The organism is Winogradskyella ouciana (assembly GCF_009709615.1).
GTDB classification, from domain to species: domain Bacteria; phylum Bacteroidota; class Bacteroidia; order Flavobacteriales; family Flavobacteriaceae; genus Winogradskyella; species Winogradskyella ouciana.
The window spans coordinates 1-19,238 of the sequence record NZ_WJYA01000009.1; the positions used below are offsets into that span (position 1 = coordinate 1).

Below are 19,238 nucleotides of genomic sequence, written 5' to 3' on the forward strand. Positions count from 1 at the left end.
ACAAAGTCATCAGAACACCCTAAGAATGTTAGAAGTAGTCCCGAGACCATCATTAATTTAATTACATTTTTTTTCATTATCGCTTTTTTTTAAGTTAAAATTTCAATTTCACACCCAAAGTAAAAGTACTCAACGGCGCGTATAATCTACGACCAGTATTACCACTCTCACTTGTTCTAGGGTTGAAACCTTCTCTAGCACTTGTTAACCACAAGTTGTCACCAGAGACATATATGTTTACTAAATCTAAACCTGTCTTGTCTAAGAATTTAGAAGGTAAAGTATAACCTACTAAAATATTATTTAAGGCCAAGAAATCAGTTTTAGTTAAAAATCTTGTTGAAGTTGATGTACCGTTCACTACAGCATTATCCGATAGTCTAGGAACATTAGTAATATCACCTGGCTGTTGCCATCTTGCTCTAATATCAGAGTGATAATTATTACCACCAGCACCAAAACGGTCACTCATTAACTCACCATATTGGTTATCTAAAGCATAACCTCCAATTTGATAAGTAAATTGTGTAGATAAGTTCCAGTTTTTATACTTTGCAGATAAACGGAATGCTCCTGACACATCTGGAATACCAGACTTACCTACATACTTTTCAGTTGCATTTGAATACGTCTTAGTAATTGTACGCTGTATATTAGGGTCTGTTGTTGTTGTAGCAAGATATTGTGTTAATCCAATATTTAACTCTTCTCCTGAATCTAAAACACCGTTGTTATTTTGATCATCATAGTACTGGTACCACATTGGTGCACCATCTGATGGATCAACACCTGCCCATTCTCTGATATAAAAATCAAAAATAGAACTACCAACTGAATATCCATAAGGTGCATTTCTAGTATCAAGCACCTCTTGCTCACCTGTTTGTGGACTGATATACATTTCCTTGATTTCGTTATCTATCAAAGCACCATTAACACTTAGGTCTAATTTAAAGTCATCAGTGTTTATAACATGTCCTGTGAAATCAAATTCCAAACCGTTATTTCTAAGTACACCTTCATTAATAGTTAAAGTTGCTACACCAGTAGAAATCGTATTGGTTCTTGTAAAGAATAGGTTTTCAGTATCCTTGATAAAGTAATCAATAGAGCCATCTAACCAAGTCCCAAGACTAAACTCAAGACCAGCTTGATATTGTATAGCTGTCTCCCAAGTTAAATCAGGGTTCTCAAAAGTGTTAGCTGGGAAAGCAAATCCACCAGAACCATTATTGGTAATACTAAATGTATCGATACCTGTATAGAAACCTACACCTGCTTCATCACCTGTCTTACCATAAGATGCTTTTAACTTTAAGAAGTTAATAAAGCTATCGGACATAAAATCTTCGTTTGAAATAATCCAAGCACCACCAACAGAATAGAAAGTTTCCCATTTGTTGAAAGCAAACTTAGATGATCCATCACGACGAGCAGATAACGTTAAGTAATATGTATCGTCAAAATCGTAATTAACCTGACCGAAGTAAGATTCCAAAGTTCTTGCAGATCTACCTCCTGTAGAAGGACCTGGCTGAACAATATATTGATTTAATTCGTCGATATCAGGATTCACCACTGTAGTCTTGAAAGTAGAATGGAAATTAGTTTCAAACTTGTTCCCCTCGTGTGCCACTAAAGCCTCTAAAGAGTGGTTTCCAAAATCTCTACGGTAACGTAATAACTGTAAGAAGTTAAGTGTCAATCTTTCTGTATTTGTTTGCGTAATATTACCACCATCATTTCTTGCTGTTCCATAGAATGGGTTACCAACAGATTTGAAAATACTATTAGAATACTGTGCACCAAATGTAGTTTCGAAAGTCAAATCATCAGTAAACTTGATCTTACCAGTAAAACTACCGTTCATTTCGTGTCTATCAGTACCAACAAAATCTAAAGTTGCTGTACCAATAGGGTTTAATAAGTTGGCGTTGGTTCTTGATCTAGTTGGTATTGTTGGGTTTGGACTACTTGGCCCTACAGATGCTGAACCATAATCATACTGGAACCCACCGAAAATAGGATCTGGCACCAATTGATAGTTTTGATCTCTTAAAAATACTGGGAAAAACGGCTGCATTTTATCTGCAAATTCAAATACGTTTTCAGATCCTGCTGTTTGTCCATTATTCTGTGTTTGAGAATAAGCATAACCTATATTAGCTCCAAGTGTCAACCACTCTTTTACGTTAGAGTTAACGTTTATTCTTGTCGTATATCTCTTAAATCCTGTATTCTTTGCATAACCATCATCATCAAGGAAACCAAAAGACACAAAATATCTAGAGTCAGCATTACCACCAGCCATTCTTAAGTTGGCCTCTGTTCTGTAGGCTGCATCAAAAGCTGCATCCTCATAACGCAATGGAGTATAACGTCTTGTAACACCATCTCTTACCGCACGCGTTACCGGATCAATTAATTCACCACCATCAGCAACATTCCACATATTGTATGCAGGATCAATCATACCAGGCGTAAACAACGTGTTGTTTGCGAAGGCTACAGGATCTGCAACACCAGTTACCTGACCTCTACCTAAAAGTCCTTCCCATACAAATGCAATAGATTCTTCAGGTGAAGTTATTACATCGTAACGAGGAATCAACTGTGCGTTAACACCAGTTCTAACGTCTAGCTCAACATAAGATTCTGTTGAACTACCTCCTTTTGTTGTGATCAATACAACACCATTTGCACCACGAGAACCGTAGATAGCTGTTGCAGTTGCATCCTTAAGGATGGTAGTAGATTTAATATCCGCTGGGTTAATCGCATTCAAACTACCAGTATAAGGTACACCATCGATTACATATAGTGGTGCTCTGTTACCATTAATGGAACCGAAACCTCTAATACGTACTGTAGAAGTCGTACCTGGTTGCCCAGAAGTATTGATTACTGTTACACCAGCTGCCTCACCAGCAAGTGACTGAGATACGTTAGAGAAGTTTTTCGTCTCTATATCTTCATTGTTTACCACTTTCGCTGTACCAGCATAAGCTTTTTTAGTTGTAGTACCATAACCAATAACAACAACTTCTTCTAAAGCGTTGTCTAGTTCTAATGCTACATCGTAAGTATTACTAGCGCCAATTGTAACTTCGGCAGTCTTCATACCTACATAAGAAATTTCTAATACATCTCCTGTATTGACACCGATGGAATATTTTCCATCAAAGTCTGTTTGCGCACCTCTTGAGGTACCTTTTACAATTACACTAGCACCTGGAAGGGGTAAACCATCGTCTGCTGTTGTAACTGTACCTGTGACAGTTTTCTCTTGTGCAAAAGAAAATTGCATCACGAACGCCATGAAAAGCGTTAATAACCATGTTAACTTTAATTTCATAAAACAATTATTTGAGTTAGTCTAGTTGCAAACATCTTAATTAAATATTAAATAAACAAGTGTTTTTGCCAAAAAAATGTTAAGGTAATTATCAATACGCAAACAAAAACTTGCAAACAAAAATTCAATGTTTATAACATATAACTCACTAGGTAGATGCAAAAACTGTAAAAGGGTTGCGTTAAAATTTTAACTTTGTCTAAACTTTAACATTTTGACTTTAAAAATTCAGTTTTCATCTTTTGAATTAGAATGCGGTACCGATGAGGCTGGCAGAGGCTGCCTGGCTGGCCCTGTTACAGCTGCTGCAGTTATATTACCTTCAAAATTTAAGAACACCATATTAAACGATTCTAAACAACTTTCAGAAAAAAACAGAAAACTACTAAGACCCATTATTGAAACTGAAGCCCTATCATTCGCCGTTCAGCATATTTCCGGAACCGAAATTGATAGTATCAATATTTTAAATGCTTCCATTAAGGCTATGCACGGCTCTATTTCTCAACTAAAAATTAATCCTAATTATATAGTTGTAGATGGTAATAAGTTTAAACCTTACAAATCTATCCCACATAAAACCATTATAAAAGGAGATAGTAAGTTTCTTAATATTGCTGCTGCATCTATCTTGGCAAAAACCTATAGAGATGCATATATGGAACAAATCCATGAAGAATTCCCAATGTATAACTGGAAACAAAACAAAGGCTACCCTACCAAAGAGCACAGAGCAGCCATTGAAAAATACGGTATCACAAAATACCACAGAAAATCCTTTAGATTATTACCAGAGCAATATCGTTTGGACATATAACTTTTTATATTTGCAGATATATACATCTTAATGAAGCGATTTTGTTTTTTATTGGTTTTGTTCTCTGTGGTAATATCTTGTCAGAAAGACTATGACAAAATTAAATCACCTTATAAATTCTTACCGCCTGAAACCAATTCCGTTTTTGCAGTTAACGAATTAAATGACTTTGTTAAAAGCATAAAAAATCATAACATTTTATCTAGTATATATATTAAGGAGTTAACAAATGGATCCTCTGTTTTAGAAAACCTCAATACAACAAGGCAGATTTATATCGCTTTTTTGGGCGAAAATAACTCAGATTACCTCATTCTTACAGAGAATGATTCTACTCTATTTATAGTAGATTCTATACCAAATCATATTTCTAAAAACCTCAATGATTTAAAAGTCAATAAAACCCAAATAGATTCTACGGTTTTCTATCATAAAAGCTTAAGCAATGTTTTTGCCGCTTCAAATAATCTGGAAATTTTAAAAAACCTCAATTATAATCAAGATAATAATGACCTAACAACCCTTATAGAAACTTCAGATAGCGAGTCAATTGCATCTCTGGTTTTTAAATCCAACTCTTCAAATTATTCTAGACTTCTATTTTCTAAAGAAGATGAGAGCACCAATTATTCTGTTTTAGACTTAAACTATTCAGACAAAAGTCTTCAATACAATGGTATTACCACATCAAGTGATTCTATTGAAATTAAAATCGATTGCTTTAAAAATACAATTCCGCAAAAAACCCAATCTATAAACATTGCGCCATCAAATACGGAATCATTAATAAGTATTTCGTATGATGATTTTACAGTTTTCAACAAAAACATTCACCAGTTGCGCAAAGTGGAAATTGATAGTATGCAGACATTCTTAAACTTCACCAATGAAATTGCTCAAATTGATAATGCAATTATCTTGCACTCTTTAGATACAGATTTAGTTTTAGAAACCATAGAAGTAAAGTCAAATATTGAAACCTTTAGAGATATTGATATTTATGAGTTTGGGGATTCTGATTTTTTTCAAGATCGATTACAGCCTTTTATTACGTTTGAAAATGCTCGTTATTTTTCAATTTATGATGAATTCATCATCTTTTCAAATTCCACTGAGACCTTAAAATCAATTATTACTGATGCACTCAACAATAATACTTTAGTGAACACTGATGCTTTTGAAAGTATTAGCGACAACCTTAGTGATGAAGCTTCGCTTTTTATTTTTAAAAATTCTGAAGGCTTATCAAAAATCTTTGGCAAAACCATTAAAGGTTATAATGCCAATGCGGTTCAATTTATTTTTGAAGATGGCTATGCCCATGTTAACGGTGTAATTAAAGAATTCAAAAAAAGACGGTCTTCAAACTCAGTAACGGAAGCATTTTCCGTGACTCTTGACGATCCTATTATTTCCACACCTCAAACCGTTAAAAATCACGCAACCAAAGCTCATGATATAGCAGTGCAAGACGTTAACAATGTGCTATACCTTATCTCAAGCACAGGTAACGTTCTCTGGCAAAAACAATTACAAGGAAAAATCCTCGGAAAGATAGAACAAATAGACATGTACAAAAACGGAAGATTACAACTTGCATTTGTTACTCCTAACCGTTTGTATGTGTTGGACAGAAACGGTAATGATGTCTCGCCATTTCCGCATAGGTTCAATGATGAAATTACACAACCACTTTCAGTTTTTGATTATGATAAACGGAAAAACTATAGATTGCTAATCACCCAAGGCAAAAACCTTTTGATGTACGACGCTAAAGGCAAATCCGTAAATGGATTTAACTACGGAAACAATGGTTCTGAAATTACTACTCAGCCCAAGCATTTTAGAATAGGCAGTAAAGACTACATTGCGTTTGCAGCAGGCGAAACATTGAAAATATTAAATCGTCAAGGCAACGTGCGTATCAACGTAAAGGATAAGATCCGTTTTTCTGACAATGAGGTGTATCTCTATAAAAATAAATTTACTACAACAAACACCTTAGGGCATTTAGTACAAGTAGATACGAGAGGAAAGTTGAGCACAAAAAACCTCAACTTAACCAACAACCATCATTTGGAAACCACAAGCAAAACCTTGGTCTCAATGACCGAAAACAAGCTAAATATAAAGTCAAGAACTGTAGACTTAGATTATGGCAATTACACAGCACCTAGAATCTTTTATCTCAACGATAAAATCTATGTGACCACAACAGACCTACAATCTAAAAAAGTATATTTGTTTGATAGCCAAGCGAAGTCTATTCCTAACTTTCCTGTTTTTGGCACTTCTTTAGCTGAGCTACAAAAGTTAGACCAAGACAAAGGTCTAGAGCTCATTACACAAGCCGATGATAAAACTATAATAGTTTACAAACTACACTAAATACATAGCCAAATACACATTTCATTTTTTAGTATCAATAGTTATTCTTATTTTTAGAGAGCTATTAATCAATTACTTAAAATGAAACATCCAGCATTTTTTAAACAGTTTTTAATCACCATTTGTCTGACCGTTTTTCTTTCTCCCAACCTTGATGCACAAACTAAAAAAATAAAGCGTCCAAAAAGCCGTGTAGGCGTAGCAAGTGTTGATAGTTTTGTACAGGAATCGTTTGATTTATACGACAAAGTTTATAAATACGATGGCTACGCAGCGTCAGGCACACCTTTGGAAGACGACGATATAGATGTGCTTGAAGAAGCGCTCGCAGAAATGTCTTCGCTGAGCGAAAGTGCACCAGATATTATTAACGATTTGGATGGTGTAGGAGTCTTAAAACAAGGCAAGGCTACCTTACAAGTCAATCGTGCAAAAAAAGCCTTACAGTACAGCATAAAGACAGCCAAGGAATTACTGTTAGGACAGCGCGAACGCGAAACGCAAGAGGATGACGATACCACAACCTCAGACGATGATAATGATGATGGAGATGAAGAATCAGATAACGATGCCAATAATGGCCATTCTAATGACGATACAGAAGAAGAACCATCCAATGTTTCAGATGGTTTAGAAGTTTATAGCAAATATGATTTTGTACCAGGTGACAAAATTTTATTCTTTGACGATTTTTCCCAAGATTTTGTTGGTGACCTTCCTAGTAAATGGAACACCAATGGCTCTGGTGCAATTGTAAAACTTAATAAAGTTGAAGGCAATTGGTTTGAGCTCAAAGCTGGGTATCGTCTTTATGTTATTCCTGATATTAATGAGCTCCCAGAAGACTATACTATTGAATTTGATGTGTTAACCTCTGGCTTAAGCAACCAAACCTCTTCTGGTGCCAGACTTCATATCGTGCTTAGCGACACTAATGCGTTTAGTAACGGAAAGACGCATTATGCTGCAGTAACACTGCCGTTGGGTCAGTATGCAGCATTTAATATTAATGCTTACAATCACTTTAATGGTAAGGGCGGAATGATTAATTCTGGACTGACTGCAGATATTAGAGACGAAGTCAAAAATCAACCTCACATTGCTATCTCAGTAACCAAAAAACGTTATCGCCTTTGGGTTAATGAAGTAAAATATGTTGATATCCCTAGATTTATTGAAGAATTAGATGTTCTAAATTATTTAAAGTTTCATTTGTATGGACTTAAAGATGGTGAAGAACGAGTGTTTATTAAAAACATTAAAGTCGCCGAAGGCGGTGTGGATTTAAGACGCAAATTACTAAGTGAAGGAAAGATATCAACTAACGGAATCTTGTTTGATTCTGGTTCTGCGAATATTCAACCTCAGTCACTTGGAATTGTACGTCAGATTTCACAAGTGCTGATGCAAGACGAAAGCATAAAACTCAATATCATTGGGCACACGGATTCTGATGGCCCAGATGATGCCAATCTAAAATTATCCAAAGCTAGGGCTGCTGCAGTTAAGGATGCACTGGTAAACATTTACAATATCTCTGCTGATCGGTTAACTACAGATGGCAAAGGCGAAACACAACCTGTCGGAGATAATGGTACAACAGACGGAAAAGCACTAAACAGACGCGTAGAATTTGTAAAAACATAACGATAACCAAATCTAAAGTCCTCGAGTCCTGAAAACGCCAAATTTATTTTGGCGTTTTCTCCGTTATATGTCCTTCCTTTTGTAACATTGCAACTCTAATTTTAATTAATTGTGCAAGCGTTTCGTAACCTTGTCATTATATCAGAATTTTAAAATGATTAAACGCCAAAAAGCATCTATAAAGCACTGTATTATTCATAAAGTCGGTAATAAATTTAATGACACAAAAAATGCATTTTCCGACACTACTGTAGATTTTGATGAAGCCACTTATAACCTCATGCTACCCTATCTGTTAAAACCTTTTGTGAGTGCAGCAGAAAGCTATCGTTTTCATCATCACAGCGACGTTGGTTTGAACGAAATCAACACGTATTCCGAGCAATTATTTAAGGACGAAGCTGATTTTGTTGAAATTTCTAAACATATCCTCACGCACTTATATGAGCAGAGTAATTCAGCTCAAATTAAAACAGGCGATGTGCTTGTCTGTCATTTTGAAAACATACAGTATGAAGATTATTTTACGGACGCCATCGGTATCTATAAAATTGAAAACAAAACCGAGTTTTTTCAAACCTATTTAGAAGGTGGCAATTATGATATTTTAGTGCAAAAAGGCATACAGGCGAAAAAAGTAGATAAAGGTTGTTTAGTTCTCAATACCTCAGACATGGAAGGCAAAATTGTCTTTTGTGTAGACAACAACACCTACGATACACAATATTGGATTAAAAGCTTCCTAAACATCAAATACCCAGACGACAGCAACCAACACACTAAGAACTGTATTGAGCTTTGTAGAGAGTTTTCTAAAGAAGTATTGCAGCCTAATTTTGGTGGCCAGGCTCAGAGCAATTTCCTAGCTAACACGGTTGATTTCTTCAAGGAAAATGAAATTGTAAATATTGAAACTTTTAAAGAAGAAGTCTTTGATGAAGAAGACCAAATACAACTTTTTGAAGACTATAAAAAAAGCTACGAAGCCGAAAACAAAGTCCTCATTAGGAACCAGTTTGATGTATCGGAACGGGTTTTAAAAAAGCAAAAACAAAAGATTAAAACCGAAATAAAACTAGACACCAATATACAAATAAAACTCGATGTAGATGCACCAGATGCCTCTGCCGAATACCTAGAACGCGGTTATGACGACGATAAAAAAATGCACTTTTATAAGGTCTTTTTTAATGCTGAGGCTTAGTTTTTAATTTTTAAAAATTTTCAATTATCTTCAACTATCAATCGATATAATTCAGTTATACTTAACTTAGTCAAAGTATTAACATCAACCCATACTGACACAATTGTGTGTAATTTTAAACCAATATAGTATTAAATGAAACTATCGTCTAAAGCCCAATATATTTATAATCAAATAGAGAATGAAGCAACAAAGTTGGGAGACTTGAGAAAAATCGCGAAAGAGATAAATAAAGACCATACTTTGGCTATAGAACTTTGGAAAACTGAGAAATTTTTGTCTCGCCAATTAGCCATTTTAATAATGGATAATAAACATCTAAATCAAGAATTAATTGACCAACTCGACAATGATATTCAGCAGCACGAATTTGATGAGCGAAATCATTTGATGGATTGGTTGATGGCTAATCAATTAACTAAAAGCAAAAAGCTAATTTCTCTCATGGAATCCTGGAATAATAGTCCTTCTAAATTACAACGGAGAGTTTTTTGGTATTATCTAGCAAGATTAAGATGGATGGGGAACACAAATCAATCTAACACAGAAGAACTATTAGATTTAATAGAGAAAAACCTCATGATAGAAGAACCTGAGGTTCAATGGGCAATGAATTATACTGCTGGTCAAATAGGAAAATGGCAAGAAAAATATCGTAATAGATGTATTTTAATTGGAGAAGAAACAGGACTCTATAAAGATGAAAAGGTAGCAAAAAATTGTGTCCCAAGTTATCTTCCGAAATTCATTCCAATAGAGGTTGCTAAATTAAAAAAGTGAGGTCATTTAAAGAAAATTTTTCTACAACAACTTATAATTTATTGCTTCTGAATTTCATCACGAACAATCACAATTGATTTTATGTAATCAAATACAAATACTTTAGACGATCTCAGCCTCAAAAAGCGTTTTAAAATGCTTTAAAAGCTTCTGCTTTACCTCTACTTCATCAATTGTGCTCATACCGAGTTCATTATTTAAAGAAGTGACTGCTTTCCCTCTAATGCCGCATGGAATAATATTGTCAAAATAACCTAAATCTGCATTGACATTCAGTGCAAAACCATGCATGGTCACCCAACGGCTGGCACGTACTCCCATGGCACAGATTTTACGTGCAAACGGAGTGCCAACATCTAACCATACGCCTGTTTCGCCAGGACTGCGCTCGGCTTGTAAACCGTATTCTGCTAAGGTAAGAATTATCATTTCCTCCAAAAACCGGAGATATTTGTGGATATCGGTAAAGAAATTATCTAAATCTAAAATCGGGTAGCCTACAATTTGTCCAGGACCATGATAGGTAATATCTCCTCCTCTATTAATTTTGTAAAATGTTGCTCCCTTTTCTGTGAGTTGCTCCTCGGACAGCAGTAAATTAGACAAGTCTCCACTCTTGCCCAAAGTATAGACATGAGGATGCTCCACAAAAAGAAAATGGTTTTCGGTCTCTAAACCTGCATCTTCTCTTCTATTCTTTATTTTTGTATCTAAAATGGCTTTAAAAAGGGTTTCTTGGTAGTCCCAAGTGTCTTTAAAATCCTTTAAGCCTAAATCTTCAAACTTTACGGTTTTATTCAAATCTTAATCTTCTAAAACAACATCTAAATTTAATGCCGTATCATCATCTTTTAACGTATCCCAATCAACTTTATAAGTTACCGTTTTACCATCTTCAGAAATGACAGCATTTTCTTTTGACACCGATTTTACTTTTCTCGGAAATTTATAAATAAGCGTGTAATAAGATCCTGAGAAAATCTCTTGAAACTGCATTTCAAATTGCTCGGAAAATTCATCCTTTTCGCCTTCTTCTTCCATTTCATCTAAAGATTCTTCAGAATCATCAGAATTCATTGAATTAGGCTCAAAACGTGAAAATGTATTATTCTCAAATGTATATTTTACTTTATCAGTCTTTGTCAACTCATCTAATTGTTCCGATGGCGCTTGCCCATCTTTATTCCCTATAGCCTTAACATAATTCATGGTTTCATCCATCTGTTCAAAGACATTTCCCAATTCATTGAAATCCTCAAAAGTCTTTCCCATTTTAATGTTAAAAACATTGTTGGCCTCATCGATGTTCATGTCTAGAACCATTCCCTTTAATGTTTCAAATTTAGCTCTTTGTTCTTCTGAAAGAGTAGCTATGCTATCTTTATGAGCTTCATAAAAGTCATTAAAAACTATAGTAGTATCCATTTTTTCCATCTTTGGTCCTTCCGCAGAAGAAGGCCTATTTTCTGATGCAAATTCCATCATTGGCGCCAAATCCATTGTGGTAGCATATTTACCACTCATGTCCTCATTAAAGATTATAGATTCAGTAACATTACAACTCGTTAAAAAACAGGTAATAGCAAATAATAGAATTAATTTTTTCATGTGTACTTTATGGATTTAGTAAAGTACAAAGATACGGATTTATCGCTCAGGATTATTTAGAATTACCAATGCTGCAATTACGCCAGGAACCCAACCGCAAAGCCATAATAAAAAAGTGATAAAAATAGAACCACAACCTTTATCCAATACGGCTAAAGGTGGGCAAATAATAGACAATATAACTCGCCAGATACTCATAATTTTCGTTTGATGATTTGATGTACTGATATGACGCAGTTTTGTTAAAATTGTTACAGTTTTAAAAGTCACATTACGCTACTGAACAAAATTTTGTAGATTCGTTTTATGCAATTTAGAATCTTAATAGCATTTTTATTGACTTCGCTATTCTGTGAAGCACAATATTCATTTTCGGGTTATATTAATCCTGATGAATGGCAAAACACAGTCTATCTTTCAATAGTTGAGGATTATCGTAAAATGTCAGGTGTATATTCCGAGCAGATTATAGCCAAGACTACAGCTGATGAAACAGGCTTCTTCGAATTTAAAGGCAATATGCTAGATGCTGAAAATCGAATTTATCGCATCCATGTTGATAAGTGTTCTGAAACCCAACAAGATCTCAATCATTTTAACGGCCATTGCAGCGATAGTGAAGAACTATTATTTATTGCAAAAAACACCGATACGCTCAATCTTCCTTTTTCATTTGGCAATCAAGTCTTTTGCAAAATAGAATCGAGTAATCCTAAAGCCAATGCATTTTTAAAAATCGATTCACTGAAAAACGATATGCGTTTCGCCTATGGCGCTGTACGAAGTGAAGCCAATCGCAAACTCAACAATAAAAAATGGTTTAAAGCACTACAATCTTACGGAGAGGCTTTAAACGAGCCCATTGCGGAACTATCTATCTATGCCTATCTATCGGATAGAAGCAGTGATTTGCATAGCTACTATGTTGAGGACTTACAGAATAACACATATTACGATAATCTAAAGACACGGCTCGAGAACGCCTATCCGAATGCCACTTATACGGTTCAGTACAGAAATGAATTGGCCGCAGATCGCTATATGCTAGCCTCATCTAGTGGAAATGCCGTAGCAACCAATTGGAATATTTACCTCTATTTTATTCTAGCGCTTTCGTTTTTACTGAATGCTTTTTTATTGTATCGTAATTGGAAACAAAAGCAATCGAAAACCGAAGACTTAAAAGCTAAATTATCTAAACAAGAGCAAGTTGTTTTAGAGCATTTGCTTAAAGACAAAACCAATAAAGACATTGCCGAAGCACTTTATCTAAGTGTTAGCACTGTAAAATCACACACCAATAACATCTATAAGAAATTGAATGTGCAATCTAGAGATGATGTTAAATCGTTGTTTATTAAATAGTTGAAAAATTCAACCTAGGTACTAGTACCGATTTCCAACCTTTATTTTTCATTTTTTTTGAAATTATAACTGAAGTTTGTTGCAGTATTAATCATAAAAAATTTTAATCATGAAACGAACATTCAACACCATTATCATTTTAGTTTTAGCCATTGGCCTCTTCAATGCAACTTCAACAGAATTCGACAAATACGATACAAAAGTTGCTGTCATTAAATTTAAGACTGAAGTCATCGATTACGGAACCATAGAACAACACTCAGACGGTACAAGAACCTTTACATTTACTAATGAAGGAGATGCACCATTATTGATAACCAAAGTAAAAACAAGCTGCGGTTGTACAGTTCCTAGTTATTCTAAAGCTCCTATTATGCCGGGAGATTCAGGTGAATTAGAAATTAAGTACGACACCAAAAAATTAGGTCCATTTACTAAAACTGTTACAGTTACTTCTAATGCCGAAGGCGGTAACAAGATCCTTAAAATCAAAGGAAATATTATAGCTTCAAAATAATTTCAAACCAAAACAACAAAACTGCTAAAGGATATTGTTCTCTAGCAGTTTTCTTTGTTTTATACTTTAAATAAATAACGTAATTTTGCCGTCTCAAATGAATTAAGATGCAACTTTCAGAACAAGAATTAGTAAGACGCGAAAAGTTAGAAAAATTACGTGCTTTAGGGATTAATCCTTATCCAGCCGATTTATATCCAGTAAATCATACTTCCAAACAGATAAAAACTGATTATGAAGAAGGTAAACAGGTGATTATTGCTGGTCGTCTTATGGCTATTAATGTTCAAGGAAAAGCGTCTTTTGCGCAATTACAAGATAGCGAAGGTCGCATTCAGGTGTATTTTAATAGAGACGAAATCTGTCCTGGTGAGAACAAGACGATGTACAATGATGTCTTTAAAAAACTCATTGACTTAGGTGATTTTGTTGGTATTGAAGGAGAATTGTTCACTACTAAAGTTGGTGAAAAAACCGTGATGGTAAAGGAATTTAAATTACTGAGTAAAGCTTTAAAACCCTTACCTATTCCTAAACAAAAGGACGGAAAAACATACGATGCTTTCACAGATCCTGAGCAACGTTACAGACAACGCTATGCTGATTTGGCTGTAAATCCTCACGTTAAGGACGTGTTTATAAAGCGCACAAAACTGTTCAACGCCATGCGTCAATTTTTTAACGACGCTGGTTATTTTGAGGTTGAAACTCCAGTCTTACAGCCTATAGCTGGTGGAGCTGCAGCGCGTCCGTTTGTGACGCATCACAACAGTTTAGATATTCCGTTGTACATGCGAATCGCGAACGAGCTATATCTAAAACGATTGATCGTTGGTGGTTTTGAAGGAGTTTATGAATTCTCTAAAAACTTCCGTAACGAAGGTATGGACAGAACCCACAATCCTGAGTTTACAGCTATGGAAATCTACGTCGCTTACAAGGATTACAACTGGATGATGGATTTCTGTGAAAAACTATTAGAGCACTGCGCTATTGCCGTTAACGGAACAACAGAAGCAACTTTCGGTGAACATAACATCGATTTTAAAGCACCATATAAGCGTATCACCATGCGCGATTCTATTCTAGAATTCACAGGTTTTGATATTTACGACAAATCTGAAGATGAAATCAGAGCTGCTGCTAAAAGCATGAATATTGAAGTGGATGACACCATGGGTAAAGGTAAGCTCATCGATGAGATTTTTGGTGAAAAATGTGAAGGCAACTACATACAACCAACCTTCATTACGGACTATCCTAAAGAGATGAGTCCATTGTGTAAGGAGCACAGAGAAAACCCAGAATTAACCGAACGTTTTGAGTTAATGGTTTGTGGTAAAGAAATTGCTAACGCATATTCTGAACTTAATGATCCAATTGACCAACGTGAGCGTTTTGAGCATCAATTAGAATTAGCTAAGAAAGGTGACGATGAAGCCACGGGAACCATAGATTATGATTTTTTACGTGCTTTAGAATATGGTATGCCTCCTACTTCAGGTATGGGAATAGGCATGGACAGGCTAATCATGTTTTTAACCAACAATCAGAGTATACAGGAAGTATTATTCTTCCCTCAGATGCGACCAGAGAAGAAAAAAGTAGATTTAAGTGATAATGAAAAAGCCATTTTTGAAATTCTAAAATTTCAAAAACGTATGGATTTAAACGAGCTTAAATCACAATCTGGATTAAGTAACAAAGGTTGGGACAAAGGCATTAAGGGGCTTGGCAAACATGGTTTAACTAAGGTTGAAAAAACTGAGGAAGGCTTGTTTGTTGAAATGGTATAATCTAAAAAAATTAGATATCACATAAAAGGATGGCCTATCAGCCATCCTTTTTTTATTCAAAATGCATTTCACTTAAGGAATTGCTATTTTCTTCATTTTTAGTATTTTCACACTCGCTATAAAAATGTTTTATATCCCATAATGAAAAAACTTACTTTTATATTCGCTCTAGTACTTATTACATTTTCATGTGCTAATGACGATGACATCACCCCTTTAGAAGACCCTTTGGTCGTTGCTGAATTTAGACCTAATTTGTCAGAATTAAATCTTTTTGTAGGTAATTTGAGCGATTTAAATGCTTCCTCTCGCACTTTTCAATATGATCTAAACACTACTCTATTTTCAGACTACTCCCACAAGCAACGCCTTATTGCTTTGCCAGAAAACACAAGTATGACCTACAATGGAGATGGGTTACCGATTTTCCCAGACAATACGGTTATAGCCAAGACATTCTATTACAATATAGACGAGCGCAACTTATCCCTAGGCAAACAAATTATTGAAACACGCATACTTATAAAAGTTAATGGAGAATGGCAAACGGGAAATTACAAATGGAACGCAGAGCAAACTGAAGCCACATTAGATTTAAGTGGAAGTACGGTTCCAATAGCATGGATTGATAACGATGGAGAAACCAATACGGTAAATTATAAAATCCCATCAAATACGGATTGTTTTACGTGCCATCATTCCTATGACGACATTACTCCAATAGGCCCAAAACTTAGAAACCTAAACTTTACCATAAATGGCAACAACCAAATCGATGATTTTATCAACAGTCAAAATTTAATAGGCTTATCGAGTAGTTCTGAAGTTTCGGCTATTGTAAATTGGAAAGACACTTCTGCATCTTTAGAGTCTAGAGCAAGAAGCTATTTTGATGTTAATTGTGCACATTGCCATATTCCTGGTGGTCAATGTGAATTGGAATCGACTTTAAATTTAGCTTTCGAAACCTCTTTGGAAGACTCTAATATCGTTACAAGAAAATTTAGCATTTCTTACAGAATTTCTGATTATCTTGAAGGAGTAAGCATGCCCTTAATTGGGACTACAATGGTACATACGGAGGGTGTTGATTTAATCCAAGATTATTTGGACACACTTTAACAATCACGTTAAAAAAATACTAAAAAAGGGCCTGTAAATGAAAGATTCTTAGTAGAATCCGTATTTTCATACAAATTTTTTAAAAACCGACAAAAGTGAAACAACTATCAATTAAACTACTTCTTGTAGTATGTGCTTTTTTGGCATTTTCATGCTCAACAACCAAAAAAGCCAGTAAATCAAAAAAGGATGCCACCGTAATGGCAAAACCACCAGCAAAAAAACCTGGTAAAAACGACCCAAAACCCTATAACAAAGTCATCACAAAAGACGCTAAAAGTGACAAAGGTCTCTTTACGGTTCATACTTTAGATGACAAATTCTATTACGAAATCCCAGATTCTCTTTTTGATAGAGAAATGCTAATGGTTACTCGTATAGCCAAAACAGCAAGTGGATTAGGTTTTGGTGGAGGCAAGCAAAACGAGCAAGTTCTCCGCTGGGAAAGAAAAGGTAAAAAAGTAGTGCTTAGAGTTGTGTCTTATAATGTTACAGCAGCAGATTCATTACCTGTTAATGAAGCGGTTGAGAATTCTAATTTTGAACCTGTACTATACACCTTCCCAATTAAAGCCTATAGCAAAGACTCTACAAGTACTGTAATTGATGCTTCACCCTTATTTGAAAAGGATGTAAAGTCTCTTGGACTTCCACAGTTTAGAAGAACTCCTTATAGAGTAACACGTTTAGAGAGCGATAAGTCTTTTATTGAAAGTATTAAAAGTTATCCAAGAAATATTGAAGCGCGCCACGTAAAAACATATGCTGCAGGGCGTCCACCATCAAACTCAAGTACTGGAAGTATCTCAATTGAGATCAATAACTCAATGATTTTACTACCAGACAACCCAATGAAACGTCGTTACTTTGATGAGCGTGTAGGTTGGTTTACAAGTAGTACTACAGATTACGGGCAAGAAGACCAAAAGAGTAAATCTTTAACGTATTTAGACCGTTGGAGATTAGAGGTGAAAGATGAAGATATTGAAAAGTTTAAACGTGGCGAATTAGTTGTTCCTAAAAAGCAAATCGTTTATTATATCGATAGAGCAACTCCAGAAAAATGGAGAAAATACATTAAGCAAGGCATTGAAGATTGGCAAGTAGCTTTTGAAGCCGCTGGCTTTAAAGATGCAATAATTGCAAAAGATCCACCTACCGTTGAAGAAGATCCAGAATGGAGTCCAGAGGACGCACGTTATTCTGTTGTACGTTATTTGGCTTCACCTATTCCTAATGCAAACGGACCACACGTTAGTGATCCAAGAACAGGTGAAATATTAGAAAGTGATATCAACTGGTACCACAATGTAATGTCCTTATTACGCGGTTGGTTCTTTGTACAGACTGCGGCGATTAATCCAGACGCACAGAGTCCACAGTTTAAGGATGAAGTTATGGGACGTTTAATTCGATTTGTATCTGCTCACGAAGTAGGTCATACACTTGGTTTACCACATAACATGGGAAGTAGTGTTGCTTATCCTGTTGAAAAACTACGTGATGCCGAATTTACGAGTAAATATGGAACGGCACCATCTATAATGGATTATGCCCGCTTTAATTATGTTGCTCAGCCTGGAGATGAAGGTGTGGCATTGATGCCAAATATTGGTGTTTACGACAAATATGCCATAGAATGGGGCTACAGACCTATTTTAGACAAAACAGCAGAAGAAGAAAAGCCAATTCTTAACCAATGGATTACAGAACACGCAGGTGACCCAATGTACAGATTTGGCCACCAACAAGCAGGTGATGTTGTAGATCCAAGCTCACAAACTGAGGATTTAGGTGACAACGCCATGTTGGCAAGTGAATACGGTATTAAAAACCTTAAGCGTATTGTACCAAACTTAATTGAGTGGACTACAGAAGCTGGTGAAGATTATGACGACTTGCAGGAAATGTACGGCCATGTTGTCTCTCAGTTTAACCGTTATATGGGACATGTATCTAACAATATTGGTGGTGTTTATGAGCATTATAAAACTGCTGACCAAGAAGGCGCAGTTTATACACCAGTACCAAAAGCACATCAAAAAGAAGCAATGGAGTTTGTTCAGGATAATTTATTTGACACCCCAGACTGGTTAATTGATAAAGATATTTTTGATCGTATTGAATTTACCGGTTCTGTTGAACGTGTTAGAGCATTACAAGCAAGAACACTTAACAACATTTTAAGTTTAGGCAAAATGCAACGTTTAACTGAAGCACATACTTTTGACAGCGATGCATACTCTTTACCAGAAATGATGAAGGATTTACGCCAAGGTGTTTGGAGCGAGTTACGTACTGGCAAGAAAATTGACACCTATAGACGTAATTTACAACGTGCTCACATCGATAGATTAGCATACTTAATGACTGCTGAAAACCAAAGTGGACGTTCAAGAAGTCCTTATGTTAAAACAACACCTGTTAACACAAGCCAATCTGATATTAGAGCGGTCGTAAGAGCAGAGCTAAAAACATTACGTAGTCAACTGCGTTCTGCACGTGGTGGAGATGCTATGAGCAGAATTCATATTGCAGATGCTATTGAGCGAATTAATGACATTTTAGATCCTAAAGTTATTGTGAAAAAGGACTAATACGAGATATTAATTTTTTAAAAAGGCTTCAAGTTAACTTGA

Annotated in this window: 14 protein-coding genes; 10 read left to right on the plus strand and 4 right to left on the minus strand. The window is 35.4% G+C overall.

Annotated elements, in window-relative coordinates:
* Window positions 1-94: 94 nt before the first annotated feature.
* Window positions 95-3,355 carry a SusC/RagA family TonB-linked outer membrane protein gene (locus F1003_RS13925; protein ID WP_155090048.1) on the minus strand — a complete coding sequence of 1,087 codons (3,261 nt, stop codon included), beginning with the start codon at window positions 3,353-3,355 and terminating at the stop codon, window positions 95-97.
* 214 nt (window positions 3,356-3,569) lie between these two features.
* On the opposite strand from F1003_RS13925, the gene rnhB reads away from it, so the two are divergent.
* The 5 genes from rnhB (at window position 3,570) to F1003_RS13950 (ending at window position 10,191) form a co-directional block, all read left to right on the plus strand.
* Window positions 3,570-4,172, plus strand: coding sequence for a ribonuclease HII (gene rnhB / locus F1003_RS13930; protein ID WP_155090049.1), 603 nt, complete (start codon window positions 3,570-3,572; stop codon window positions 4,170-4,172).
* A gap of 30 nt (window positions 4,173-4,202) precedes the next feature.
* Window positions 4,203-6,560, plus strand: a complete 2,358-nt coding sequence (locus F1003_RS13935; protein ID WP_155090050.1) for a ribonuclease HII — start codon at window positions 4,203-4,205, stop codon at window positions 6,558-6,560.
* 81 nt (window positions 6,561-6,641) lie between these two features.
* Entirely contained in the window at window positions 6,642-8,207 is a 1,566-nt protein-coding gene (locus F1003_RS13940) for an OmpA family protein (protein WP_155090051.1), read from the plus strand.
* A 154-nt stretch (window positions 8,208-8,361) separates the two neighbouring features.
* On the plus strand, window positions 8,362-9,411 hold the full coding sequence (locus tag F1003_RS13945) for a nucleoid-associated protein (RefSeq protein WP_155090052.1): 1,050 nt from the start codon (window positions 8,362-8,364) through the stop codon (window positions 9,409-9,411).
* 135 nt (window positions 9,412-9,546) lie between these two features.
* Window positions 9,547-10,191 carry a DNA alkylation repair protein gene (locus F1003_RS13950; protein ID WP_155090053.1) on the plus strand — a complete coding sequence of 215 codons (645 nt, stop codon included), beginning with the start codon at window positions 9,547-9,549 and terminating at the stop codon, window positions 10,189-10,191.
* A 102-nt stretch (window positions 10,192-10,293) separates the two neighbouring features.
* Here the strand turns inward: F1003_RS13950 and lipB are convergent, their stop codons facing one another.
* From lipB to F1003_RS13965, 3 genes are read right to left on the minus strand one after another with little or no spacing between them, the layout of a single operon-like run.
* Entirely contained in the window at window positions 10,294-10,992 is a 699-nt protein-coding gene (gene lipB / locus F1003_RS13955; RefSeq protein ID WP_155090054.1) for a lipoyl(octanoyl) transferase LipB, read from the minus strand.
* 3 nt (window positions 10,993-10,995) lie between these two features.
* Window positions 10,996-11,799, minus strand: coding sequence for a hypothetical protein (locus F1003_RS13960; protein WP_155090055.1), 804 nt, complete (start codon window positions 11,797-11,799; stop codon window positions 10,996-10,998).
* 39 nt (window positions 11,800-11,838) lie between these two features.
* A complete protein-coding gene (locus F1003_RS13965) occupies window positions 11,839-11,997 on the minus strand; it encodes a YqaE/Pmp3 family membrane protein (RefSeq protein ID WP_155090056.1) in 159 nt (52 codons plus the stop codon).
* Window positions 11,998-12,105: 108 nt separating this feature from the next.
* Between F1003_RS13965 and F1003_RS13970 the strand changes: the two genes are divergently transcribed.
* The 5 genes from F1003_RS13970 to F1003_RS13990 all read left to right on the plus strand — a co-directional run bounded on the left by F1003_RS13970 (window position 12,106) and on the right by F1003_RS13990 (window position 19,196).
* Entirely contained in the window at window positions 12,106-13,164 is a 1,059-nt protein-coding gene (locus tag F1003_RS13970) for a response regulator transcription factor (RefSeq protein WP_155090057.1), read from the plus strand.
* Window positions 13,165-13,273: 109 nt separating this feature from the next.
* The gene (locus tag F1003_RS13975) at window positions 13,274-13,681 is read left to right on the plus strand and encodes a DUF1573 domain-containing protein (RefSeq protein WP_155090058.1); all 408 of its coding nucleotides are present in this window, start codon (window positions 13,274-13,276) and stop codon (window positions 13,679-13,681) included.
* 107 nt (window positions 13,682-13,788) lie between these two features.
* Complete coding sequence (lysS, locus tag F1003_RS13980; protein WP_155090059.1) at window positions 13,789-15,477, plus strand: lysine--tRNA ligase; 1,689 nt, start codon at window positions 13,789-13,791, stop codon at window positions 15,475-15,477.
* A gap of 141 nt (window positions 15,478-15,618) precedes the next feature.
* On the plus strand, window positions 15,619-16,599 hold the full coding sequence (locus F1003_RS13985; RefSeq protein WP_202913899.1) for a hypothetical protein: 981 nt from the start codon (window positions 15,619-15,621) through the stop codon (window positions 16,597-16,599).
* Window positions 16,600-16,694: 95 nt separating this feature from the next.
* A complete protein-coding gene (locus tag F1003_RS13990; protein WP_368732365.1) occupies window positions 16,695-19,196 on the plus strand; it encodes a zinc-dependent metalloprotease in 2,502 nt (833 codons plus the stop codon).
* The last annotated feature ends 42 nt before the right edge of the window (window positions 19,197-19,238 follow it).